The following is a 26,065-nucleotide window of genomic DNA, read 5'->3' on the forward strand; positions in this document are numbered from 1 at the left end:
ATTTTGCGACAGCACACCATGGCTTGTATTCTATGGCTTGCATTCTATGGATAATGCCCAATATTAAGCGCATTACTGTATGTCCTTGCCTGCTTAATTTCTACAAGCGGATTGAATTTGTACCATGCCAGAATTACCAGAAGTTGAAACTACCAAAACTAGTCTATTGCCGCTACTTGATCAAAAAGTCCTGAATGTAGAAGTGCGTCAAGCCAATTTACGCTGGCCCATTCCAGAAAACCTACATAAACTCACAGGACAAAAATTACTGCAATTGACCCGCAGATCCAAATACATTCTGGCGCAATTTGAACAGGACAGCATGTTGTGGCATTTAGGCATGTCGGGCAGTTTTCGTCTTTGCGATGCGCAGGAAGATTTACGCAAACACGACCATCTGATTATTCAGTTTGAAGATATACAATTGCGCTACCATGACCCACGTCGCTTTGGCTGTATTTTATGGCTAAATGAAAGCTCTCAACTCAAACTGATAGATCCACTTGGCCCTGAGCCGTTGAGTGATGCTTTTAACCCCGACTATCTTGCACAGAAGCTCAAAAACAAAAATGTTGGCATCAAAGTTGCAATTATGGATAACCATGTCGTGGTGGGTGTGGGCAATATTTATGCCACGGAAAGTCTGTTTAATTTAGGTATTCACCCTGCACAACCTGCATCATCACTCAGTTTGAAACAGATTGAAAAACTGGTGCTCGAAATCAAACGCATTTTAAAACAAGCGATTGATTTAGGCGGTTCGACCTTGCGTGATTACAGTAATGCGATGGGCGAAAATGGCTATTTTCAGCAAACCTTGTTGGCGTATGGACGTGCAGGTGAAATGTGTGTGAACTGTGAAACCACACTAGAAAATTTAAAACTGGGCCAACGTGCCTCGGTATTTTGTCCTGAATGTCAGCCTTTGAAAAAAGTACTCACTTCGACTAAAGCTGCAACAAGCAAACGAGGTAAAAAAGTATGAGAACCGCTATTGTGCGTCATATCTTAGTGAAAGATAAAGAAACCTGTGAACAACTGAAAAAGCGTATTCAATCAGGTGCTGATTTTGCCAAAATTGCCAAACAATTTTCGACCTGCCCTTCAGGAAAAAAAGGTGGGGAATTGGGTGAGGTCAAAAAAGGACAATTGGTACCCGTGATTGATAAATTAGTGTTTACCGCAGCAGAACGCGTACTACACGGCCCTGTAAAAAGTCAGTTTGGTTTTCATTTGGTAGAAGTAAAGTTTCGGATGTAATTTTTATGCCTTCAGCGCCTCTCCATCCTAGAGAATAGGGTGCAAACAAACGGCGCATAAAGCGCCGTTTGTTTTGATTGCGTATTAAAAATTATTGACGTTTTTTCAATTCATCACGAATTTCACGTAATAATTCAATATCTTCTGGAGTTGCTGCTGGTTCTGGCGCTGCTTCTTCTTGTTTACGGCGCATACGATTAATCATTTTCACCATTAAGAACACCACCCATGCCAAAATAATGAAGTTAATTAAAATCGTAAGGAAGTTACCATAGGTCAGGACATTTACACCTGCTTTGGTTAACTCATCTAAAGACTGTAAATTGTTTGGGTTATCGCCCAAAACAAAGAACTTTTGTGTGAAATCCACACCACCTCCAGTGATCACAGTAATCAATGGCATGATGATATCTTTCACTAATGAGTCAACAATTTTACCAAATGCCCCACCAATAATCACACCGACAGCCAAGTCGATCATGTTGCCTTTTACCGCAAACTCGCGGAACTCTTGAATAATACTCATTTAAATCTCCAGTTTTTTTTTGACTTTAATTTATGTGACGAAGTATACATTAATTTTATAGCTTCATTTCCACGTAATTTACTCGGAAATCATCTGCTTTTATATATTGCTTTGCTAATTTTAAACAAAAAAATGCCATCAATAAATTGATGGCATTTTTAAATTTTGCTGCCCCGCATGAGGACAACATCATTTTTAAAACTTATTTACCAGAACGGTTACGTTTACGTTCGTTTTCAGTCAACCAGCGTTTACGGATACGGATTGACTTCGGTGTTACTTCAACTAATTCATCATCTTCAATAAATTCAAGCGCTTGTTCAAGCGTGAATTCAATTGCAGGTACCAGTGTCAACGCATCATCAGTACCAGAAGCACGTACGTTAGTTAACTGTTTCGCTTTAGTTGGGTTAACTGTCATGTCGTCTGAACGAGAGTTAATCCCTACGATCATACCTTCGTAAACTTCTAACTGAGGTTTAGCAAATAGACGACCACGGTCCTGCAATGTGAACAATGCATAGCCAAGGCAAGTACCTTGAACCATAGAAATCAACACACCGTTTTGACGTTTCGCAACTTGACCTGCTTTCATTGGGCCATAGTGTGAGAAGCTTGACGTCATGATACCCGTACCAGAAGTCATGGTCATGAATTCAGAGCGGAAACCAATTAAACCACGTGAAGGCACAGTGGCTTCAATACGGATACGGCCTTTACCGTCTACTTCCATATTGGTCATCTCACCTTTACGGTTACCCATTTGTTCCATCACAGCGCCTTGGTGCTGTTCTTCTACGTCAAAAGTCACGTTTTCGTATGGTTCTTGCATTTCGCCATCAATCTCTTTCAAGATGACTTGCGGACGAGATACACCCATTTCGAAGCCTTCACGGCGCATGTTTTCAATCAATACAGAAAGGTGAAGCTCACCACGACCAGATACTTTGAAACGGTCTGGACTGTCAGTATCTTCTACACGAAGTGCAACGTTATGAATCAATTCACGGTCAAGACGTTCACGGATGTTACGTGAAGTCACAAACTTACCTTCTTTACCCGCAAAAGGTGAGTTGTTAACTTGGAAAGTCATCGATACGGTTGGTTCGTCTACAGAAAGCGGCGGTAAAGCTTCTACATTTTTCGGATCACAAATCGTGTCAGAAATATGTAATTCGTCCATGCCTGTTACACAAACGATGTCACCTGCAGAAGCAGATTCAACATCAACACGCTCTAAACCGTGGTAACCCATGATTTTTAAGATACGACCGTTACGTGTTTTACCTTCTTGGTCAATCACGGTTACTGGTGTATTCAGCTTCACAGAACCACGTTGAATACGACCCACACCAATCACACCCACGAAGCTGTTATAGTCCAGTGAAGATACTTGCATTTGGAATGGACCATCAACATCAACTGCTGGTGGCTCAACGATATCGACAATGGTTTGGAACAACGGTGTCATATCTTCCGCTAATTCGTCTGGCGCAGGACCAGCAACACCACGTAAGCCTGATGCATATACGATTGGGAAGTCTAATTGGTCATCGGTTGCACCCAAGTTATCAAACAAGTCAAATACTTGATCAATAACCCAGTCTGGACGCGCGTTTGGCTTGTCTACTTTGTTGATGATCACGATTGGCTTCAAACCACGTGCGAACGCTTTTTGCGTTACGAAACGTGTTTGTGGCATTGGGCCTTCTTGTGAGTCAACCAAAAGAAGTACGCAATCCACCATCGACATTACACGTTCAACTTCGCCACCGAAGTCGGCGTGTCCCGGGGTGTCCACAATGTTAATGCGGTATTCAGTATCAGTACGTTTGTCTAACCATTTGATTGCAGTGTTTTTTGCAAGAATGGTAATACCACGTTCACTTTCAATAGCGCCTGAATCCATGACACGCTCAATCTCGCCCGCTCGTTCACCGAGTGCGCCCGATTGTTGTAAAAGTTTATCCACAAGAGTTGTTTTTCCGTGGTCAACGTGCGCAATAATTGCGATGTTGCGGAGAGTTTTAATATCAGACATTTAAATTCAATACGCTATAAATTTGAGGGCAAATTATACAGAAAAATACTAAAGTTTTATAGTGACACTTTATTGACACACACAATTTTTTTTGATGAGTGGCGTGCTTTGGGTTTTGTAAAGCTGTGTAACTCGATTAGAATAGCGCCACTTTTGCAATTTTTTATGACTCATGTCTGATTTAAACCACTCTCCCCACCCAAAAGACCAGCTCGATTTGGTCTATGGTCTGAATGACCGTCCAAAACCATTCATCGCTTTTTTAGCAGCTTTTCAGCATTTACTGGCAATTATTGTTCCAATTGTCACACCAGGTCTCTTAGTTTGCTTGGCTTTAGGTGTTTCCAAACAAGATACCAACATGATCTTGTCAATGTCTTTGGTCATTTCAGGCATTGCAACCTTTTTACAATGTAAAAAAGTCGGCCCTTTTGGTGCAGGTTTGCTCATTGTGCAAGGCACCAGTTTTAACTTTATTGGCCCAATCATTGGTATTGGCTCTGCTATGGTCGCCGCAGGCACACCTGTTGAATCGGTCATGGCGGCAATTTTTGGCGTGGTCATTGCAGGTTCGTTTATTGAAATGGGCGTATCGCAAATTTTACCGTGGGTCAAAAAGCTGATTACCCCATTGGTCACTGGTATTGTGGTACTTCTCATTGGTTTGACCTTAATTAAAGAAGGTTTAATCAGTATGGGCGGTGGCTACCAAGCCATGAGCAATAATACCTTTGCCAATACCGACAACCTGATTATGTCGTGTACCGTCTTGGCAATTATTATTATTTTGAACCGCATCAATATCACGTGGATTAAAAGCTCTGCCATTTTAATTGCCTTGGTGATTGGTTATGCAATGGCAGGCATGATGGGTCATCTCGACTTTTCAGGTCTGAAAGATGCCCCTCTGGTACAAGTGCCGACTCCGATGCATTTTGGACTGGATTTCTCTTGGAGCTTATTCATTCCATTGGCATTTATTTATTTGGTGACTTCATTGGAAGCGATTGCTGATATTACCGCGACCTCTAAACTCTCCAATCAACCTGTCGATGGCCCACAATGGATGCAACGCATTAAAGGCGGTGTATTGGTAAATGGCGCTAACTCATTCTTGGCAGGGATTTTCAACACCTTTCCAAGTTCGGTATTTGCCCAAAATAATGGCGTGATTCAACTTACAGGTGTTGCTAGCCGTTATGTCGGTATTTGGATTGCTGCCCTACTCATCATTTTAGGTTTACTTCCTGCAGTTGCAGGTGTGATTCAGGCTGTGCCTCAAGCCGTACTAGGTGGTGCTGTGATGGTGATGTTTGGTGCCGTTGCCGCTTCGGGAATCAATATTCTTTCAGGTGTCGCTTTAGATCGTCGTGCCTTACTGATTATTGCAATTTCATTGGGCTTAGGCTTAGGTGTTGCACAAGTGCCACAAATTCTGGAACACTTACCTGAATTATTCCGTAATATTTTCAGTTCAGGCGTTGCAACAGGCGGTATTGCAGCACTCATTTTAAATATTGTGCTTCCTGAAACTAAAAAGTAATTGCATGTCCAAAAAACACTGTCTGAGCTGAACTTGGGCAGTGTTTTTCTATTGGAGAGAGAACCATGAACCCCCAAAGCGAAGTTTTACTCAGACAATATGACTATTTGTCTGGTCGCGTTCTACTGATCAATGCCCCGACCGATCAACTCCTCGCAGAATTGGGTGACTCAATCCAAGCTTCTGTTTGGACATGGAATTTTAACGACTATCAATACTTTCAAAATCGACAGGCGCAAGTGCATTTTGGTGCAGAATCGCCTGCAGGTGAATTTGATCAGGCTGTTATTTTTGTGCCGAAATCCAAGGAACTGCTCAATTACCTGATTCACACCATTGCCGCACAACTCCCACAAGGCAGCAGCGTATTTTTAGTCGGTGAAAAGAAAGCAGGAATTGAACGGGCTGCAAAGCAATTACAACCTTATGGCAAAACACTCAAACTAGATAGCGCCCGCCACTGCCAACTATGGCAGCTGATTTTAGACTGCAAGGTTCAAACTAAAGCCTTAGCAGATTGGGCGCAAAACTATACAGTTGCTACACCTAAAGGCGATTTACAGATTTGTGCCTTGCCGGGTGTATTTAGCCAAAAACACTTGGATGTTGGCACGGCTGTATTACTGCCTTATTTGAATCAGATTACTGCTGGGAAAATTGCAGATTTTGGCTGTGGTGCGGGTGTGATCAGTGCTTACTTAGCCAAACTTAACCCTGAAAATCGTATTTTTGCCTTAGATGTCGATGCCTTTGCTTTAGCGTCAACGCAAATGACGTTTGAAAAAAATCAGCTCAATCCACAACAGCTTGAAATTAAAGCCGTGACAGGCATTGAGGATGCACCGCTATTTTTGCATGCCATCGTGAGTAACCCCCCGTTCCACCAAGGCATTCACACACATTACGATGCCAGTGAAAATCTGTGTAAAACCTCACGTCGTCACCTGAAATCGGGTGGTGAACTTTGGATTGTGGCTAATCGCTTTTTGAATTATCCACTCTTAATTGAACAAAGTTTCGGTCAATGCACAATCAAGGCAGATCAACAAGGCTTTAAAGTGCTGTTTGCCAGCACACAGAAAAATACAAAGGAAGTAGGATGAGCGACTCACACAACAGTAGAAAACTGCAGCGTAAGCTCGGTGCGCGTCATTTAAACATGATCGCCATTGGTGGCTCAATTGGTACAGGTTTATTTCTTGCTTCAGGTGCGACGATTGCCAATGCAGGTCCTGGTGGCGCCTTGCTTGCGTATGCGCTAATTGGCGTCATGATTTATTTTTTGATGACCAGTCTAGGTGAACTTGCAACGCATAATCCAACTTCCGGCGCGTTCTTTACCTATGGCAGTAAATATGTCGAAGGTGGTTTTGGTTTTGCACTGGGTTGGAACTATTGGTACAACTGGGCCATTACCGTGGCATTTGAATTGGTTGCGGTGCAGTTCATCATGAAATTTTGGTTTCCTGATATTCCTGGCTTTTACTGGAGTGCCTTGTTTTTAGCGGTAGTTTTCGCAATTAACGCATTAACCGTAAAAGGATTTGGTGAATCAGAGTTTTTCTTCTCACTGGTCAAAGTCCTTGCGATTGTCGCCTTCATCATCATTGGTATTTTCATGATTGTCAAAATCATGCTCAACCCTGATGTTTCGACATTTGCCAATTGGAGCAAAGGCGAAGCACCATTTGTAGGTGGATTGTCTGCCTTAATTGGTGTGGCGATGATTGCAGGATTCTCATTTCAGGGGACTGAAATGGTGGGCGTTGCAGCGGGTGAATCTAAAAATCCAAAGAAAACCATTCCAATTGCAATTAAACAAATCTTCTGGCGTATTTTGTTGTTTTATATCGTGTGTATTTTTATTATTGGTACCTTAATCGCCTATGATGACCCACGTTTACTTCAAGCAGCCGCCACCGATAACATTGCACTCTCTCCGTTTACTTTACTATATGAACAGGCAGGCTTTGCCTTTGCCGCAAGTGTCATGAATGCAGTAATTTTAACTGCGATTCTTTCTGCTGGTAACTCGGGTATGTATTCATCGACCCGTATGCTATTTGATATGGCACGTAAAGGCAGTGCACCAAAAGCTTTTGCCCGCTTGGATGCTCGTGGCGTCCCAATGAATGCACTGTATGCCACAACAGCAATCGCTGCACTATGTTTTTTAACAACATTTATTGGCGAAAAACAAGTATTTAACTGGCTTCTGAATATGTCAGGCATGTGTGGTTTTATCGTTTGGCTCGGAATTGCTGTATCGCATTATCGCTTCCGTAAAGGCTATTTGGCACAAGGCTACAAACTTGAAGATTTAGATTACCGCGCTAAATTTTTTCCTTTTGCGCCATGGTTTGCCTTTATTTTGTGTGCAATTGTTGTATTAGGGCAAAACTACCAAGCAGTGCTTGAAGGTGAATGGCTCGCAGTTTTATCGACTTATATTGGTATTCTTTTGTTCTTGGTCATTTGGTTAGGCTATAAATGGAAACACAAAACCAAACTGATTGCATACCAGGATATGGATGTGAAACCACTACACCCTGATCATGACTAAAAAAGTTCTTCTTCTATTTCACTTCATTTAAGAAGCTAAGGTTCAAAAAAACAGCCAACATTTGGCTGTTTTTTTAGGGTAAATTTAAACCAAATTCGATTTACAACATATTTTGTTATCATTATTACGGCGAGAGATCACGCCACAGACTGCTCAATGTTGATTTTATAATCGCTAAACAACGACTTGATCGACTGATAGACATCGAGTACATATATCTTATTTTAAAATTTTGATCTGCGACGACGCTTTGGAGTTTTTTAATGAATTGACGATAAACTTGGTATAAAAATTCGACTAAGTTTACGAGTCAACAGACCGAAATATTAAGCACCATCAGCCTCTACCTTATTTACTCTTTATTCTAAAAATCACACTTTTACAATATTTTTTAAACGTATTGAATGTAAATTATTTCAGGCACTCTTTAATCCAAACACCTCATAAAAAAAGAAGTATAAAAAAACGACTCCGAAGAGTCGTTTTTTCAACTTAACTCAAATTATTGAGCTTGTTGTTCAACAGTCACTGTACGGCTGCCAGTGATCGTCGCGAATACACGACGGTTCATAGCACGACCTTCTTTAGTGTTGTTGTCAGCAATCGGTTGATCCCAAGCGAAACCTTGAGTAGACAAACGAGCTGGATCTACATTGTATTCATTTACAAGTGAAGATTTAACAGAGTTCGCACGAGCTAAAGATAAACGTTCGTTCAATGCACGTGGACCAGTGTTGTCAGTGTGACCTTCGATGCGAGCAGTAGCGTTTGGATATTCAACTAACTTCTCAGCAACTTTAGCAATTTCTGGCTTGTACTGATCTTTGATGTTTGATTTGTTGGTATCAAAGAACACACGAAGTTCCATGTTCAGGTCTTCAGTCAACTCTTGTGGAGCTGGTTGAACTGGAGCAACGGTTTCAACTGGGGCAACTTCTACTACAGGAGCAGCTGGCTTCAAGTGACCACCAAGAACGACATTAAGACCAGCTAAAGCTGTGTAGTTCCAGAATTGCTCATCAAAGTGGTAAGTACCACGTGCTTCAGTACGAAGAGATAAAGCATCGTTCAAACGGAAGAACGCACCCACACCTGCATTACCTAAAGTACCTTCTTCACCATCACGGATATAACCGACACCATTAGCACCTTCTACGTCATATTTATAGTGACCAGCACCTAAAAGTACGTATGGCTTGATTTTGCTGTCATAATTTTTAGTGATTAGATCAGAAGTCGCATAGAAGTTACCTGCGATATTTTGACCCTTGTATTCACCACCGTTACTCACATCACCTTTGATTTGGCTATATTCAGCTTCAAAACCTAACCAAGGAGTAAGCTCAACACCAAGTGCTGCACCAACGAACAAGTCATCATCAAGTTCTGCGCCACTTGTTAAACTACCATCATTACCACCATTGTTATGCTGTGTATCAAACATAGTATAACCAAGCATTAATGGGGTAACAGTTACTCCCGCGTTTGCAGCAGCTAAAGGAGCAGCTACGAGCATTGCTAATGCAATACGACTCATTTTCATGGATTTATCCTCCAGAGATAACAATTGTTGTTCAAGCTCAAGCCTAAATTTTCGACTACCCTGAGATAGGCTTTCTTATACCCCAGTATTATTTTTAAGCTAGTCACTTTGAATCATACAAACACTTTATTACTTTTCCAAGTGCTTGATAATTTTAATCAAGTAAATTATTGACAAAATTACTTACAATTTCCGTTGTAATTCGGTAACTTTCTACTCAATTTTTTATTGTGAATAGCTTATCTTTCTTGCGCTTTATTTTAACAGCTTTCTCGAAAGTTGTTTAATATTTATTATACAGCAGATAAAGCGCTATAAAACAACAAATTACTCAAATTAATCATAAAAAAACATAACAATAACAGGTATAGACTTATGTCAAATATAAGCAAAAACGGCTTCACGCTGTTTGAATTGATCGTCACGTTAGCAATTAGTGCGATTTTAGTCATGATTGCCCTGCCCTATTTTCATCAGCTGATGGCACAACAAGAACTCAAGCGAATTCAGTATTCATTACAGTCCAGCCTGAAAATAGCACGCTCCCATGCCTTCACCCATCATAGTAATGTTGTGATCTGTCCAACACATGACTTTAGCCAATGCAGTAAGCAAAACTGGAATACGGGTTTTATGATTTTTATTGATCGAAATAAAAATCGTCAGATAGACAACAATGAATACATTCTTTATACAGAAAAAACTGCACTTAAATACGGTACCTTGGATTGGCGTGGCACTTTAAACATACCCAGTGTAACTTTTAATGCACAACAAGGTTTGCCGATCGGCTCGAATGGTAGTTTCTTTTACTGCTCTACTCACGTCGCGAGCAAACGACTGGTGCTTAGTAAAATGGGGCAAACTCGAGCTGAAGACATCAATGGATGTTAACTGAGCAGTCTAAATGATCTTTATATTGTCACTTTATTCTCATCTTTTTTTGCCTATACTGCTGAAGTGATCTATTCCTGCTTGGAATTAAATCTAGACAAAAGCACATATAAAAAACTGGGAGAATAAAATGACGGATATCGTTATTGTAAATGGTGCACGCACTGCAATGGGTGGCTTTCAAGGCAGTTTAGCCAATGTGACTGCACCAGAATTAGGTGCGGCGAGTATCCAAGCGGCCATTCAACGTGCGGGGGTACAAGCAACAGAAATCGATGAAGTCATTATGGGCTGTGTTTTGCCTGCTGGCTTAAAACAAGGTCCTGCACGTCAAGCTATGCGTCAAGCAGGTTTACCAGATTCAACAGGTGCAGTGACCATCAATAAACTGTGTGGTTCGGGCATGAAAGCTGTCATGCAAGCTGCCGATGCAATTAAAGCAGGTTCTGCTTCCATCATTGTTGCAGGTGGCATGGAGTCGATGAGTAATGCACCTTATATTCTGACTAAAGCACGTGCAGGTTACCGCATGGGACACGGTGATGTGAAAGATCACATGTTCTTAGATGGCTTAGAAGATGCAGAAACAGGGCGTTTAATGGGCTCATTCGCACAAGATATGGCCAATAGCAAAGGCTATACCCGTGAACAAATGGATGATTTTGCGATTCGCTCTCTCAAACGCGCGCAAACTGCCGTAAATGAAGGCTATTTTGTCGATGAAATTGTGCCTGTACATGTTTCAACACGTAAAGGTGACGTGGTTGTCGATAAAGACGAACAACCGTTTAATGCCAATATTGAAAAAATCCCAACCCTTCGTCCAGCTTTTGTCAAAGATGGCACGATTACCGCAGCCAATGCCAGCTCAATTTCAGATGGTGCTTCAGCCTTAGTCCTAACGTCTGCAGAAAATGCAGCAAATAAAGGTTTACAACCATTAGCAAAAATTGTGGCTTATGCCACCAATTCACAACACCCATCTGAGTTCACCATCGCCCCTGTTGCTGCGATTCAAAAAGTATTGGATAAAGCGGGTTGGCAAGTTGCAGATGTAGATTTATGGGAAATTAATGAAGCTTTTGCCATGGTCACCATGTGCCCAATGGATGAGTTCAAGCTTGATCCTGAAAAAGTGAATATCAACGGTGGTGCATGTGCGCTTGGGCATCCTGTGGGTTCTACAGGTTCACGTATTATCCTGACTTTAATTCATGCGCTTAAACGTACAGGTGGCAAACGTGGCGTGGCCGCTCTCTGTATTGGTGGTGGTGAAGCAACTGCTGTCGCAATTGAATTGCTTTAATGCCTTGCAGCCCCTATCCCATAAAGTAGGATTTAGGCAGATTAAATAAAGTCATTCCCTAACTCCTCTTTAATTCAAAAAGTAAAAAGACGAATCATTGATTCGTCTTTTTGCTTATAGCTTTAAAAAGTTTAGAGCAATTCTGCACGCAACTGTTCAGGCGATTTCATTGACAATAAACCTGGCGCAACATCATAAGCAGTTTTTGCACCATATTGCTGCATTTGGTTTAAACGATAGCAAGCACGTGCATAAGCCACCAAAATACTCGCGGTAAACTCAGGATTGCTGTCTAACTTCAATGAGAATTCAAGCACTTGTTTTTGTTCATCGCTGGTATTACCACTGCGAATGACAAAACCACCATGTGGCATGCGTTGGTGATCTTTGGCTAAAGTCGCTTCATCAATGAAATTTACGGTTGTGTTGTAGTCAGCGAAATAATCTGGCATGGTCACAATCGCTTGCTCTACCGCAGCAGCATCGGCACCTTCTGCAAGTACGACATAACATTCACGAGTATGTTTATCTTTGGTGCTTAATACAGGACGCGCACCGCTACGCACTTGTTCAATGGCATCATTCGATGGAATGGTATATTGCACACCTGCTTTTACACCATCAACACGACGAATGGCATCTGAGTGACCCTGACTTAAACCTTTACCCCAAAAAGTATAGGTTTCACCATCAGGTAACAACGCTTCACCAAATAAACGATTAATCGAGAACATGCCTGGATCCCAACCAATTGAGATGAGTGCAGTTTTCTTGTTCGCTGTCGCAGGTGCATCTACAGATGCATAATATTCAGGAATACGTGCATGCGTATCGAAACTATCGACAATATTAAATTGGCTCGCCAGTACTGGACCTTGTTGTGGCAAGTCGTCTTTTGAACCACCACATAAAATCAGCACATCAATTTTGTCTTGAAAATCTGACAATGAATCCATGTGAAACACTGCTGTTTCAGCAAAACATGGTGAAACGCTTTCAGGCGCACGACGGGTAAAAATACCCACCAATTGTAAATCTGGGTTTTTATGAATCGCCGTTTCAACACCACGACCTAAGTTGCCATAACCAGCAATACCAATACGGATAGAATTTTGCATAAAGACAAATCACTTCATCATGAAAAAATTGAAAAATAAATCAGAGGATAATCACATCAAATTATCGTCTTGATTGATTTTTGATAATGTAAAAATAACGCCTACATAAGACTGCGATGCTACATCAGCGTGCTTATACTACAGCACTTTGCGGTAAATTAAATCATTAAGAAGTGCGATAAAACAAGCTGTTTGATCATTTTAAGGCAAACAAAAAGCCTGCACATGGCAGGCTGTTTGTAAATGTGTGAACCGCGATATTTCGATAAAATCTATCTACATTTCGATGAAATCCATCATCAATATATTACGCACCTGTTTGATAATTTGGTTTTGGCACTGCGGTAGAAGCTTGATAAGGATGGGTAAAGTCCGCCAAACCTGCTGCAGCTTCTTGCACATCTTTACCTTCTTTAATCACGAAAGTATCGAAACCTGCACGTTTCATATAATTTAAGACGTCTTTAAAGACATCACCGACTGCGCGAAGTTCACCCTGAAAGCCTTGACGGCGTAACAATGCCGCAAAAGAATAACCACGGCCATCGTTAAAACCTGAAAATTCAATAAAAATTGCATCCAGTTCTGCCAATGGAAATTCATGGTTTTCAGGCGAAGCATCTACCGTTAAATATAGGGCTTTTTTACCTGAAATTTGTGCCAACTGATCAAGCTGTTCAACGCTGAGCACCACATCACCTTGCGGTAATGCTGCATCTTCAGCAATCACTTGATAAGTATTGTCTGCAATCGTGCCATCTTTTGCGAGCACAGGTAGTGCAGTATTAAGCATAAGCGCGCTCCTTAAATGGTTGAATGCCGACACGGCGATAAGTGTCGATGAAGTCTTCACCTTCACTACGCAAATCTAAGTAGGTATTTAAAATTTCTTCCACGACATCTGGAATCACTTCAGCAGCAAAAGATGGCCCTAAAATATCACCGATTGACGCATCATGGTCTGCATGCCCGCCCAAAGTGATTTGGTAGAATTCCGCGCCTTTTTTATCGACACCTAAAATCCCGATATTACCAACGTGGTGATGACCACAAGCGTTCATACAACCTGAAATATTTAAATCCAGTTTGCCAAGATTATAAATGGTATCCAAATCATCAAAACGGCGTGAAATGGCTTCTGAAATTGGAATAGATTTGGCATTGGCAAGTGAACAGAAATCACCACCTGGACAGCAAATAATATCGGTAATAAAGCCAATATGCGCGCGCGCCAAGTTATTGGCATCGAGCACTTGCCACAATGCAAACAGGTCTTTTTGTGGCACATCTACCAAAGCAATATTTTGCTCATGCGTGGTACGCAACTCACCAAAGGTATATTGATCGGCTAAATCTGCAATCAGATTCATTTCTTCTGTCGTCATGTCACCCGGTGCAACACCTGCACGTTTCAATGAAATGGTGACAATACGATAGCCTTGTACTTTGTGCGCATTGGTGTTGATGTTGAACCATTGCTTGAATTTTGGATACTGCGCAAACAGCTCGCTAAAATCTTCATCGGCATAGTTTTGATAAGCAAATGGCGTGAAGTTTTCATCCATTTTTTGCAAAGTTTCTGCATCAATTTTTAAGGTTTTCACCGTATGTGCAAATTCAGCTTCAACTTTTTCTGCAAATACTGCTGGAGTTAAGGCTTTTACCAAAATTTTGATACGTGCTTTATATTTATTGTCGCGACGACCATGCAAGTTATAAACACGTAAAATAGCTTCTAAGTAAGCAATCAAATCTTCACGTGGCAAGAACTCACGAATAAAGCTACCGATAATTGGAGTACGACCTAAGCCGCCACCAACTTTAATTTTATAGCCAATTTCGCCTGCTTCATTTTTAACAATATAGACGCCAATGTCATGAAATGCAGTCGCAGCACGGTCAATTTCTTCCAGTGCAGACACCGCAATTTTGAATTTACGTGGCAAGAAGGCAAATTCAGGGTGGAAAGTCGACCACTGACGAATTAATTCACAGGTTGGACGTGGGTCAGCAATTTCGCCCGCCACGACACCTGCATACTGGTCTGTAGTGGTATTACGAATACAGTTACCCGAAGTCTGAATTGCGTGCATTTGTACGGTTGCAAGCTCTGCCAGCATGTCAGGCACATTTTCCAGTGCAGGCCAGTTAAACTGAATATTTTGACGTGTTGATACGTGCGCATAGCCACGGTCATAGTCTTTGGCAAGCTGCGCAACTTTACGCAATTGCTTAGAGTTCATCAGACCGTAAGGCACCGCAATACGCAACATTGGCGCATAGCGTTGTACATACAAACCATTTTGCAGACGCAATGGACGATATTCATCCTCAGTCAATTTGCCTGCTAAATAACGTTCCGTTTGGTCGCGGAACTGTGCAACACGTTCATTAATCAGTTGCTGATCGAAATCAGTATATAAATACATGGCGTACAGCTAGTCATTTCTATTATCACGGCTGACAGCATAGCGAGATTCAATCTATCAACAAAATGTGTTTTTTACATATTTATTAGCGATTTTATTGATAAGCCATTGCAACATCACAGCCTGTAAGCCTTTGCCAAAATTTACAGGCTTTTTATAGAGCTATCACAAAATAGTGCATGCTTTAGCACTTTTTCTGCTATAGCATCTATTCGATCTATTATTGATTACCTGAAATTACGACTTGGCTTCATCTTCATCCTGATTTTTAATCTGAGATGACCACTGCCCTGCACCCAAAGCCTGCCCGATATAATCGTAACGCATTTGAGAACGTGAAAATTTAATTGGACACGCCAACTGAGTTTCAGTTTTTTCGGCATTCTGCTGAATAGGAACTTCTACTGTCCAACCGCGTTGCTGTGCCAAAGGTGAATGTAAGGCTTCATCTAAAGTGAATACAGGTTCAACGCAGACATCATATTGCGCGAATACCTGCTGCCATGTGGCAAAACTTTGTGTTTTAATTTTATCTTGAATAGCGTGTTTGACTTGCAAGCGCTCTTGCGGATCTAAAGATGCCCCTTTTTCCAAAAGTATCGGTAAGTTTAAAATCTGTGCCAAACCCTGCATAAACTGCGGCTCTAAACTACCGACTGAAAGATAACGGCCATCTGCTGTTTCATAATAGTCATAATAGGTGCCACCATTTAAGTAAGATTGCTCAGCATATTGAGGAACCTGTGCCGCCAAAACTGCTGAAGCGGCCATATTGTTTAAAGTCGCAGCGCAATCGGTCATCGAAATATCAATATACTGCCCTAAACCACTGCGCTGACGTTCTATCACTGCACTTAAAATCGCCACCAAAGCATGCAATGATCCACCTGCTACATCGGCCACTTGAATCCCGAGCGGTGGCGGCCCACCCGCTTGCCGTCCACTATGCCCCGCAATGCCAGACAAGGCTAAATAGTTGATGTCATGTCCTGCCCTTTGTTGATAATCGCCTGTTTGTCCATAACCTGTGATGGAACAATAGATCAGTCGCGGATTAATTTTTGCCAAGCTGGCATAGTCCAGCCCTAAACGCTGCATCACGCCTGGTCTAAACTGTTCCAATACAATATCGAATTCGGCAATTTTATCGTGAATAAGCTGAATACTTTCGGGGGATTTTAAATCCAAAGTAATTGACTGTTTATTCCGATTCAAATAACTGTGCGAAGTCGCTTGTCCATTGGCATAGGGCGGAAATAAACGAATTAAGTCAGGACGGGTTGCCGATTCAATATGAATCACCTCTGCACCCATATCCGCCAAATACAAACTGGCAAAAGGGCCGGGCAATAAGGTAGAAAAATCTAAAACTTTTAAACCGCTCAGTGCATGTGTCATTGTTGTGATTACTCGATTTTTACTGATTTTCCGTTCATCTTATAAACAGCAAAACTGTAACACAATGTCATGTTCAGCCATTTACCTTGATCATTTCGGCAATTTATTATGTAAAATAAGTAAAATTGGTATTGTAAATTGCCAATTTCAATTTTTAGCGTCATTTAGGTCAAGCTTACGTGAATACAAAAGAGACTGAAGGATTTAACATGAGCAGAGATACCATTAGTATCCATTTTGTAAATGCAGCGCTCACGGGTGTTAAGCGACTCGGCATGGATGTCGAAACCTTATTATCTCATGTCGGTATTGAGGCAGAACTTCTGCGCCAACCGAAAGCACGTATTTCACCTGAACAATATACTCGCTTTATTAAAATGTTGTGGATGGTGACCCAAGACGAACACGTGGGTTTTGATTCTCAGCCACGTCGTTTGGGTACATTCGCGATCATGTGCCAATTGGTAATTCACGCCAAAACACTGGGCGATGCCTTAGAACTCTCTTCGCAATTCTACAAACTGTTTGGTGATGATTGGTCGGTTACCTTAGAACGTGATAAACACGAAGCACGTTTGGTACCATCTATTCCACAAGCTATGGATCCTGATCACTTTATTACTGAAAGTATGTTGATGATTTGGCACGGCTTGGCATCTTGGCTGATTGAACGTCGCCTGCCTTTGGAGCGCGTACATTTTGGCTATCCACGTCCTGCACATGCAGATGAATACGATGCGCTGTTCTTTGCGCCTGTCATGCAATTTGACATGCCACGTACCGAAATTACCTTTGCTGCCGACTACTTGGATTTACCAATTCGTCAAACCCAAGAAACCTTAGACGAATTCTTAAAAACCGCGCCTGCGCAATTGTTGGTGAAATTCAAAAACACCAATTCTTTAACTTCGCGTATTCGTGACGTGTTAAAGAGCCAAATTGGCGAAGAAATGCCAACCTTGAACGATGTTGCATCCATGCTGTACCTATCGCCACAAACCTTGCGTCGTCGTTTGGCTGCAGAAGGTAAAAGCTATCAAGGGGTAAAAGATGCATTACGCCGTGATGCCGCGATTCACCTATTGCTGAATCCTGAACTTACCCTTGAAGATGTGGCACAACAAGTTGGCTTTAGCGAAACCAGTACTTTCCACCGTGCTTTCAAAAAGTGGACTGGCGTCACACCTGGTTTATACCGTCAGTTGCACGGTTATCATTAATTTAGAATCGACAATTCACAATAACTCGTAATTCCAATCGATTGCCCTTGCACACCGCAAGGGCTTTTTTTATCGCTCTATTATAGTTTCAATCTTTCTGCCAAATTACTGCGTCATCCCAATTAGCAAAAAACCTCACTGACCTGTACCGTTCTCGTCATTGCACTTCAAAATTTTCAGATTACACTCAAAAGCAATCATAAAGAAAACTATCGACAAGGGATTGATTATGAGCGAGGCCTACATCATTGATGCTATTCGCACTCCGCGCGGCAAAGGAAAAAAAGATGGCGCATTACACGAAGTTAAACCCATTCGCCTACTCACAACCTTATTGAATGAATTGCAACAACGACACAACCTAGACACCTCACAAGTAGACGATATTGTTTTGGGTTGTGTCACACCAATTGGCGATCAGGGTGCAGATATTGCCAAAACCGCAGCGATTGCCGCAGGTTGGGACAATGATGTTGCTGGGGTACAAATCAACCGCTTTTGTGCCTCAGGTTTAGAAGCCGTGAACCTCGCAGCGCAAAAAGTTCGTTCGGGTTGGGAAGATTTAATCGTTGCAGGTGGTGTGGAATCTATGTCACGCGTGGCAATGGGTTCCGATGGTGGTGCTTGGGCATTCGACCCTGAAACCAATATGGCTTGTGACTTTATTCCACAAGGTATTGGCGCTGACTTAATTGCCACACTCGATGGCTATAGCCGTACAGAAGTCGATCAATTTGCAGCAGCATCACAGCACAAAGCCGCAGCAGCACAAGCACAGGGACATTTCGAGCGCTCGATTGTACCTGTCAAAGATCAGGCAGGTGTGGTGATTTTGGCACAAGATGAATTTATCAAACCACAGACCACGGCTGAAAGCTTGGCACAGCTCAAGCCGAGTTTTGCCAATATGGGACAAATGGGTTTTGATGCGATTGCCCTGCAAAAATATCCTGAAGCAGGACAAGTCAATCATGTGCATCATGCAGGCAATTCATCAGGTATTGTTGATGGCGCGGCATTGGTCTTGATTGCATCGGAACAAGCGGTACAACAACACAACTTAAAACCACGCGCCAAAGTGCTTGCTACCGCACTGGTTGGCACAGACCCTGCCATTATGCTCACAGGACCCGCGCCTGCAGCACGCAAAGCCTTAGCCAAAGCAGGACTGAACATTGAAGATATTGATCTGTTTGAAGTCAATGAAGCCTTTGCAGCCGTGGTTCTGCGTTTTATTACAGAACTTCAGGTTGATCCCGCCAAAGTCAATGTGAATGGTGGTGCTATTGCCTTGGGTCATCCACTTGGCGCTACAGGTGCCATGATTTTAGGCACCTTACTGGACGAGCTAGAACGACAAGATAAAAAACGCGGCATGGCTACATTATGTGTAGGCGGTGGGATGGGAATTGCCACCATTATTGAGCGAGTATAAGGAGTATAAAAATGAGCGCCATTCACTATTATAAAAATGCCGATAACATTGTCATTCTAACCTTTGACTCACCAAATCAATCTGCCAACACCATGAATGCTGACTTTAGAGATGCATTAGCGCAAGTGGTACAAAAGTTAAAAGCAGACGAACAAGTGGCGGGAATCATTTTCGCCTCTGCGAAAAAAACCTTTTTTGCAGGCGGTGACTTAGATGAGTTGATTCAAGTACAGCCTGAGCATGCCAGCTCATTTTTTCAGATGATTGAAAACCTAAAAGCACAGCTGCGTTATATTGAAACCCGTGGTATTCCTGTGGTAGCTGCCTTAAATGGCACGGCACTCGGCGGCGGATGGGAACTTGCTCTGTGCTGTCATCATCGTATTGCAATTCGTGATGCAAAAACCAAGTTTGGTTTACCCGAAGTGACTTTAGGTTTATTGCCTGGTGGCGGTGGTATTGTGCGGATGGTACGTTTATTGGGTTTACAAACTGCCCTGCCGCTGTTGATGGAAGGCAAACAGCTGAGTGTGGAAAAAGCACAAAGTTTAGGTTTAATCCATGATCTTGCTGAAAATGAAACAGAATTACTCAGCAAAGCCCAAGACTGGATTCTTGCACATCCTCAATCACAACAAGTATTTGATGTCAAAGGCTATAAAATCCCTGGGGGAACACCATCTACACCTGCTGTCGCGCAAATGCTTTCCATTGCTCCTGCCATGCTACGCGACAAAACCAAAGGCTGTTACCCTGCGCCTGAAGCAATTTTGAGTGCAGCAGTAGAAGGTGCGCAGGTTGATGTCGATACAGCCTTACGCATTGAATCTCGCTATTTTACCCAGCTCGCAACAGGTCAAATTTCTAAAAATATGATTGGCACCTTTTGGCATGGGCTGAATGCGATTAAATCGGGCAGTGGCCGTCCGCAAGGCATTGCACCGCATCAAACTCAAAAAGTCGGCATTTTAGGTGCAGGCATGATGGGCGCAGGCATTGCTTATGCCACAGCAAGCAAAGGCATTGCGGTTGTTCTTAAAGATGTATCCATCGAACAAGCTGAAAAAGGCAAAGCTTACAGTCAAAAACTATTGGATAAACAAGTATCGCAAGGTCGTATAAGTGCAGAGCGAGCAGCACAAGTCTTAGCCAATATTCATCCAACGGCACAGGCTGCCGATTTACAAGGCTGTGATTTGATTATTGAGGCCGTATTTGAAAACCCTCAACTCAAGGCGCAAGTCACACAAGAAGCCGAAGTTTTTCTGGCAGAACAAGGTGTGATGGCATCCAATACCTCAACTTTGCCAATAAGCGGGCTTGCCCAAGCTGCGCAAGATCAACAGCGCTTTATTGGACTGCATTTCTTTAGTCCTGTCGATAAAATGCCGTTGGTAGAAATCATTAAAGGAAAAAACACCTCTGCCGATACTTTGGCAAAAGCATATGACTTTGTGCAACACATTGGTAAAACACCGATTGTAGTCAATGACAGACGTGGCTTTTTTACCAGTCGGGTGTTTGGCACTTTTGTGCAGGAAGGCTTGCGCTTACTGGCAGAAGGCGTACATCCTGCCAAAATTGAAATGGCAGCTTTAAAAGCAGGTATGCCTGTTGGCCCACTTGCTATTCAGGATGAAGTATCTTTAACCTTATCTGAACACGTGGCACAGGAAGCACGTAAGGCGCTGCAAGCCGAAGGAAAAGACCGACCACTGTCGAGTGCAGATGAAGTCATTCAAACCATGATTCATCAATTCTCACGTAAAGGCAAAGCTGCAGGTGCAGGCTTTTATGACTACCCTGAACAGGGTAAAAAACAGCTTTGGTCGGGGTTAAGTCATTGGTATAAAAATACCGAAATCGCTGAACAAGAGATGATTAACCGTTTCTTATTTGTACAAGCACTGGACAGCTTACGTTGCTTGGAAGAAGGTGTTTTAGAATCTGTCATTGATGCCAATGTTGGTTCAATTTTTGGCATTGGCTTCCCTGCATGGACAGGTGGTGCTTTACAATTTTTGAATCAATATGGTTTAACACAGGCTTTGGCACGAGCACAGCAACTTACTGCTGAATATGGCGAGCGTTTTACCCCACCTAAAATCTTGCAAGATCGTGTTGCTGCAGGTGCTAAAAGCATTTAAAGCTAAACTTTAAATTTAAAGCAATCTGGGAGGGATATATCATCCCTCTTTTTATTTGCTCAAAATTACAATGAATATCCCTGCATAAATAGAATTTAATCCGTTTTTCATGCATTTTATGTTATAAAGTTACATAATTTTAAGATTTAGATTCAAATTGGGTAGATGCACATGACCGAACGCCTTACTCCTGAAAAATCACCTTGGGGTTGGAAAGCACTCTTTATTTTCTGTATTTTGGGTGGAATTTTCATGTTTATTTTCTGGTTAGCGGTCACGAATGAACCTGACTACATGCCTAGCCAGCAACAAAAGCAGAATACTCAGCAACACGCCTTTAAAAATGCGCCAGCTATGTCACAAGAAGCATTGGCAAAAGCACAAGCAGATCGTGAAGCACGTGAAGCTTTGGCTGCTGAAACTGCAGATGCACACGGTATGACTGAAACAGAACATGCCAATATGCCTGAAAACCATGAGCCAGCACCCGCACATGGACATTAATATGCGCTAGCGGCTCTGTTCATACAGTTTATAAAAAGAAATCGCCATGATCACATTCCATCATGGCGATTTTTATTTTGCACGATTAAAATCAGGACTATCGACAATTCATTTAAAATATCAATCGCATATCTACATGCGGAATACCACAATCTAAATACGACTCACCCTCAACCTGAAAACTCAAACTTTGATAAAACGGAATCGCGTGTTCCTGCGCAGACAACTTGACCCACGGACGTTGCTGCTGCTTTGCCACCTGAATAATATGCTGCATTAAAACACGTCCCACACCTAAACCGCGCTGTGATTTCAACACTGCGACCCGTCCAATACTGTGATTTTCCAGTAAACGTGCTGTTGCAATCGCCTGTCCAGTTGCATAGACCACAAAATGCAAGGCAACTGCATCTTGTGCATCCCACTCATCTTCAGGCGCAATTCGCTGTTCCTGAATAAAGACTTGCTCACGAATAGATTTGGCCTCTGCAGCAAATTGTGTCCAAGTGCCCGATTGAATTTCATAATCTTGCATCTTTATATCCTGTTCCATCTTGCTTAGCACTTAGAACCAATGCCCTGTTGATCCCACTGATCGTTCAACAACAACTCCAAAGAATGTTTTTGAATACCGTACATGGTTTTTAAATCACGAATTTGTGCCAAAACTGCTTGATCAGGTTCACTCCAATTTTGACGTTTGGTTGCCAAAATCATTTTGTTTTTACTGGTGTGTTCTAAAGCGACAAACTCAAAAACTTTGGTGTCATAACCATAGGCTTTGAGCAATAAAGCGCGGATGGTATCGGTTAACATTTCCGCCTGTTGCCCTGCATGAATGCCAAATTGCAGCATCGGTTGCAACACGCTTGGGCTTTGTAATTGTGGACGCAACTCTTTATGGCAACACGGCGCGCACATAATCATTTGTGCATTCAGGCGAATACCAGTATGAATTGCAAAATCGGTGGCGACATCACAGGCATGCAAAGCAATCATTACATCTAAATGTTCTGGCTGATAGGTGCGCACATCGCCCTGAAAAAAATCTAGCTGCTGAAAGTCTGAAGCACTCGCCACCGACTGACAAAACTCAACCATTTTCGGGTTTAGTTCCACCCCAGTCACAAAGGGAATAAATTGCTGCTTTTGCAAATAGTCATAGAGCGCAAAAGTTAAATAGCCTTTGCCTGAACCAAAATCCACCACGCGCAAGGTATTTTCCGAAATTTTGATTTGCGCCAAGGCACCCGAAAAAATTTCAATAAATTTATTAATCTGTTTCCATTTACGCGCCATGCTCGGAATAATTTGCGCTTTGGCATCGCTAATCCCCAAGTGTTGTAAAAATGGGCTGGATTGATCGACATAACGCTGCTTTTCTCGGTCATGTCCTTGTGGTTCTTTCGGTTTCGCTATAGTCGGTGCTGTTTTACTAATGCTGAGCATGGCTTTCTTTTTGTTCTTTTTTAGCTGAATTTCCTGATCTGTCGTGAATAAATTGGCCTGTTTACAATCTGCCAATAAGTGACTCAATTGTATCTGTGCTTCTGCCAAAGGATAGTTTTTGGTGATATCCTGCGTTTTATGGCGATACAAACAAGTTAAAACGGTGTCTTGATTTAGCTGAATCACCCGTAAGGTGATTTTTTCTAATTGTTCCAGTTCGCCTTTATATTGACTCAGCACCACACGATCAAGCTTTTGTGTATCAATGGCTTGCTGAAAAGCCTCTAAGAATTGTTGTTCCTGCACAGAGGGAGAAGCCAAAGTCGACATAATAAAAACCTGAAAAAATTACAATTCAAGTTTAATTGTTATTACCCTAAAAGCAAAATTGAATTACGATACAGTTGTATAATTAAAGAAATTAAAGCAGATTCGCCATGAAATTAAATGCCCCTTTAGTGCCTGATTATGACCTGCAAGAAGAACGGATTAACTATCTGAGCCATGGTGTTGGTGCGGCTTTGGCATTTATTGCAGGTATTCTTTTAATCATTAAAGGTGCGTATTTAAGTACGGGACAATGGCTAGGTTTGTGGGCCTATGCAATAAGCATGGTACTGCTTTTTTCTGCTTCAATGCTGTATCACATGGCAACCGCAGCAGACCGTCGTTATTTTTATAAAAAGTTAGATCACACCGCAATTTATTATTTAATTGCAGGGACTTATACCCCATTTTTATCCATCGCGATTCCTACTCAAAAAGCACAATATTTGTTAATTGCCCTGTGGATTATTGCCCTGATTGGCACCCTATTTAAACTGGTATTTATCAACCGTTTTCATAAAATTTCTTTAATTGCCTACTTGGTGATGGGTTGGTTAGCCGTTCTGGTCATGGACGATATGCAAGCCTATTTAAGCAGCCAAGCCCTGACCTTTTTGCTAATTGGCGGCATTGCCTACACCGTGGGTGCATTGTTTTATGCCTTAAAACGCGTAAGATATACCCACGCAATTTGGCATGTATTTGTCTTAATTGGTGCAGGCGCACACTTTCTGGCAATTTATCTGTATGTGATTTAACGCTGAATATCGCTCATGTCTTACAGATAAAACGATCAGATTTGAATGGTGTTCATGGATGCAGTTTTGTAACCGACTTCTTGTTCAAAAAAGTATAACTACAAGAAGTATCTACTATTTTTCTGCCAGTGCGGTCTGTGCCAAATTGCACTTTCATTTAAAATTCACTTTACATAAGGTCCTGTATGGCATCTTCATCTACTGCTGCCGCTGAACAGCCGACTCAAAATTCTAAATTTCGAGTACTGACTGCAAGCTTGGTCGGTACCACCATCGAGTTTTTTGACTTTTATATCTACGCCACTGCGGCAGTCATTATTTTCCCGTATCTGTTCTTTCCGACCAGTACTGACCCAATGACGGCAACCATTCAATCTCTCGCCACCTTTGCAATTGCCTTTATCGCCCGTCCAATTGGCGCAGCTTTATTTGGACATTTAGGAGATCGGATTGGACGCAAAGCCACTTTGGTCGCGGCATTATTGACCATGGGAATTTCTACAGTCTGTATTGGTTTACTGCCGACGTATGCACAAATTGGGATTATCGCGCCATTACTGTTGGCGTTGTGTCGCTTAGGGCAAGGTTTAGGCTTGGGCGGTGAATGGTCGGGAGCAGTACTGTTAGCCACAGAAAATGCCCCTGAAGGTAAACGTGCTTGGTATGGCATGTTCCCACAATTGGGCGCTCCGATTGGTTTTATTCTTGCCACAGGTTCATTCCTTATTTTAGGTGCGCTGATGTCTGAGCAAGACTTTATGACATGGGGCTGGCGCATCCCGTTTATTTCGAGTGCCTTATTGGTGATTGTCGGTTTATGGATTCGCTTAAAACTGCATGAAACGCCTGCCTTCCAAAAAGTGTTGAATAAACAAAAAGAAGTCAATGTGCCATTTATTCAGGTCTTTAAAAAACACGCTAAAATGTTAGTGCTCGGTACAATCGCTGCAATTTGTACCTTTGTGGTGTTTTATCTGACTACGGTATTTGCCTTGCAATGGGGCACCAAACAACTGGGTTATTCACGTGAAGAATTCTTAAAACTTCAACTACTAGCCACATTATGTTTTGCCGCATTTATTCCCCTCTCAGCCGTTTTAGCCGAAAAATTTGGACGTAAAACTACCTCTATTGCGGTGTGCATCGTCTCTGCAATTTTTGGCTTATTCTTTGCCGATATGCTTGCTTCAGGCAGCACGTGGATTGTATTTATTTTCCTGTGTATTGGCTTGGCAATTATGGGACTTACTTACGGACCAATTGGTACAGTGTTGTCTGAAATTTTTCCTACTTCTGTACGCTATACAGGCTCGGCACTCACCTTTAACTTGGCGGGTATTTTTGGCGCATCGTTTGCCCCACTGATTGCCACCAAACTTGCCACCACTTATGGCTTGGCTGCAGTTGGTTATTATTTAAGTGCAGCATCCATCTTGTCTTTAATCGCATTTTTAATGATTCGAGAAACCAAGCATGATGGTAAGCGTCCGCTGAACACACCTTCTGAATTCATCCTATAAGCCTTAATTTAGTCCCCACTTAGAAACAAGTGGGGACTTAAATTTATGACTACAAATAATCAGACATCCATCGCATCTCTTGCG

At 42.2% G+C, this 26,065-nt stretch carries 22 protein-coding genes; 13 read left to right on the plus strand and 9 right to left on the minus strand.

The window, feature by feature from the left end; genetic code table 11:
• Positions 1-124: 124 nt before the first annotated feature.
• Together mutM and HYG89_RS10020 are read left to right on the plus strand one after the other, a co-directional pair.
• Entirely contained in the window at positions 125-985 is an 861-nt protein-coding gene (gene mutM / locus HYG89_RS10015) for a bifunctional DNA-formamidopyrimidine glycosylase/DNA-(apurinic or apyrimidinic site) lyase (RefSeq protein ID WP_178867334.1), read from the plus strand.
• Positions 982-1,260: a peptidylprolyl isomerase gene (locus HYG89_RS10020; RefSeq protein WP_004972420.1), complete on the plus strand. Its 279-nt coding sequence runs from the start codon at positions 982-984 to the stop codon at positions 1,258-1,260. The genes mutM and HYG89_RS10020 overlap by 4 nt, the downstream gene beginning before the upstream one ends.
• Before the next feature lie 91 nt (positions 1,261-1,351).
• Here the strand turns inward: HYG89_RS10020 and mscL are convergent, their stop codons facing one another.
• Positions 1,352-1,786, minus strand: a complete 435-nt coding sequence (mscL, locus tag HYG89_RS10025; protein ID WP_178867335.1) for a large conductance mechanosensitive channel protein MscL — start codon at positions 1,784-1,786, stop codon at positions 1,352-1,354.
• A 202-nt stretch (positions 1,787-1,988) separates the two neighbouring features.
• A complete protein-coding gene (typA, locus tag HYG89_RS10030; RefSeq protein ID WP_178867336.1) occupies positions 1,989-3,827 on the minus strand; it encodes a translational GTPase TypA in 1,839 nt (612 codons plus the stop codon).
• A gap of 172 nt (positions 3,828-3,999) precedes the next feature.
• Here typA and HYG89_RS10035 point away from each other — a divergent pair, with 172 nt between their 5' ends.
• From HYG89_RS10035 to HYG89_RS10045, 3 genes are all read left to right on the plus strand, one after another.
• Complete coding sequence (locus HYG89_RS10035; protein WP_178867337.1) at positions 4,000-5,370, plus strand: uracil-xanthine permease family protein; 1,371 nt, start codon at positions 4,000-4,002, stop codon at positions 5,368-5,370.
• A gap of 65 nt (positions 5,371-5,435) precedes the next feature.
• Positions 5,436-6,473, plus strand: coding sequence for a methyltransferase (locus HYG89_RS10040; RefSeq protein ID WP_178867339.1), 1,038 nt, complete (start codon positions 5,436-5,438; stop codon positions 6,471-6,473).
• Positions 6,470-7,933: an amino acid permease gene (locus tag HYG89_RS10045; protein ID WP_178319470.1), complete on the plus strand. Its 1,464-nt coding sequence runs from the start codon at positions 6,470-6,472 to the stop codon at positions 7,931-7,933. The genes HYG89_RS10040 and HYG89_RS10045 overlap by 4 nt, the downstream gene beginning before the upstream one ends.
• A gap of 502 nt (positions 7,934-8,435) precedes the next feature.
• Here the strand turns inward: HYG89_RS10045 and omp38 are convergent.
• A complete protein-coding gene (omp38, locus tag HYG89_RS10050) occupies positions 8,436-9,476 on the minus strand; it encodes an outer membrane protein Omp38 (protein WP_004972434.1) in 1,041 nt (346 codons plus the stop codon).
• A 375-nt stretch (positions 9,477-9,851) separates the two neighbouring features.
• On the opposite strand from omp38, the gene HYG89_RS10055 reads away from it, so the two are divergent.
• Together HYG89_RS10055 and HYG89_RS10060 are read left to right on the plus strand one after the other, a co-directional pair.
• Complete coding sequence (locus HYG89_RS10055) at positions 9,852-10,370, plus strand: GspH/FimT family pseudopilin (protein ID WP_178867341.1); 519 nt, start codon at positions 9,852-9,854, stop codon at positions 10,368-10,370.
• Positions 10,371-10,500: 130 nt separating this feature from the next.
• Positions 10,501-11,676: a thiolase family protein gene (locus tag HYG89_RS10060; protein WP_178867343.1), complete on the plus strand. Its 1,176-nt coding sequence runs from the start codon at positions 10,501-10,503 to the stop codon at positions 11,674-11,676.
• A 131-nt stretch (positions 11,677-11,807) separates the two neighbouring features.
• Here HYG89_RS10060 and HYG89_RS10065 read toward each other — a convergent pair whose 3' ends face one another.
• From HYG89_RS10065 to HYG89_RS10080, 4 genes are all read right to left on the minus strand, one after another.
• Positions 11,808-12,794 carry a diaminopimelate dehydrogenase gene (locus HYG89_RS10065; RefSeq protein WP_004972441.1) on the minus strand — a complete coding sequence of 329 codons (987 nt, stop codon included), beginning with the start codon at positions 12,792-12,794 and terminating at the stop codon, positions 11,808-11,810.
• A gap of 307 nt (positions 12,795-13,101) precedes the next feature.
• Positions 13,102-13,587 (minus strand): DUF934 domain-containing protein, encoded by a 486-nt coding sequence (locus HYG89_RS10070; RefSeq protein ID WP_004972443.1) that lies wholly within the window; start codon positions 13,585-13,587, stop codon positions 13,102-13,104.
• A complete protein-coding gene (locus HYG89_RS10075) occupies positions 13,580-15,223 on the minus strand; it encodes a nitrite/sulfite reductase (protein WP_004972445.1) in 1,644 nt (547 codons plus the stop codon). Before HYG89_RS10075 ends, HYG89_RS10070 begins: the two co-directional genes overlap by 8 nt.
• Before the next feature lie 237 nt (positions 15,224-15,460).
• Positions 15,461-16,621 carry a CaiB/BaiF CoA-transferase family protein gene (locus HYG89_RS10080; RefSeq protein ID WP_004972446.1) on the minus strand — a complete coding sequence of 387 codons (1,161 nt, stop codon included), beginning with the start codon at positions 16,619-16,621 and terminating at the stop codon, positions 15,461-15,463.
• A gap of 209 nt (positions 16,622-16,830) precedes the next feature.
• Here HYG89_RS10080 and HYG89_RS10085 point away from each other — a divergent pair, with 209 nt between their 5' ends.
• From HYG89_RS10085 to HYG89_RS10100, 4 genes are all read left to right on the plus strand, one after another.
• Positions 16,831-17,841 (plus strand): AraC family transcriptional regulator, encoded by a 1,011-nt coding sequence (locus HYG89_RS10085; protein ID WP_004972448.1) that lies wholly within the window; start codon positions 16,831-16,833, stop codon positions 17,839-17,841.
• A gap of 229 nt (positions 17,842-18,070) precedes the next feature.
• Positions 18,071-19,276 (plus strand): acetyl-CoA C-acetyltransferase, encoded by a 1,206-nt coding sequence (locus HYG89_RS10090; protein WP_096901568.1) that lies wholly within the window; start codon positions 18,071-18,073, stop codon positions 19,274-19,276.
• Between the two features lie 11 nt (positions 19,277-19,287).
• Positions 19,288-21,423, plus strand: a complete 2,136-nt coding sequence (locus HYG89_RS10095) for a 3-hydroxyacyl-CoA dehydrogenase NAD-binding domain-containing protein (protein WP_178867345.1) — start codon at positions 19,288-19,290, stop codon at positions 21,421-21,423.
• 171 nt (positions 21,424-21,594) lie between these two features.
• On the plus strand, positions 21,595-21,927 hold the full coding sequence (locus HYG89_RS10100) for a hypothetical protein (RefSeq protein ID WP_004972453.1): 333 nt from the start codon (positions 21,595-21,597) through the stop codon (positions 21,925-21,927).
• A gap of 112 nt (positions 21,928-22,039) precedes the next feature.
• On the opposite strand, the gene HYG89_RS10105 is transcribed toward HYG89_RS10100, so the two are convergent.
• Both HYG89_RS10105 and HYG89_RS10110 read right to left on the minus strand, forming a co-directional pair.
• Positions 22,040-22,462, minus strand: coding sequence for a GNAT family N-acetyltransferase (locus HYG89_RS10105; protein WP_004972455.1), 423 nt, complete (start codon positions 22,460-22,462; stop codon positions 22,040-22,042).
• Between the two features lie 23 nt (positions 22,463-22,485).
• Positions 22,486-23,706 carry an SAM-dependent methyltransferase gene (locus HYG89_RS10110; RefSeq protein ID WP_096901570.1) on the minus strand — a complete coding sequence of 407 codons (1,221 nt, stop codon included), beginning with the start codon at positions 23,704-23,706 and terminating at the stop codon, positions 22,486-22,488.
• Positions 23,707-23,813: 107 nt separating this feature from the next.
• Between HYG89_RS10110 and HYG89_RS10115 the strand changes: the two genes are divergently transcribed.
• The gene (locus tag HYG89_RS10115; RefSeq protein WP_004972459.1) at positions 23,814-24,461 is read left to right on the plus strand and encodes a hemolysin III family protein; all 648 of its coding nucleotides are present in this window, start codon (positions 23,814-23,816) and stop codon (positions 24,459-24,461) included.
• Positions 24,462-24,646: 185 nt separating this feature from the next.
• Positions 24,647-25,981, plus strand: coding sequence for an MFS transporter (locus HYG89_RS10120; protein WP_178867347.1), 1,335 nt, complete (start codon positions 24,647-24,649; stop codon positions 25,979-25,981).
• Positions 25,982-26,065 lie beyond the last annotated feature (84 nt).

This window comes from Acinetobacter sp. SwsAc5 (assembly GCF_013391485.1).
Classification (GTDB): Bacteria; Pseudomonadota; Gammaproteobacteria; order Pseudomonadales; family Moraxellaceae; genus Acinetobacter; species Acinetobacter towneri.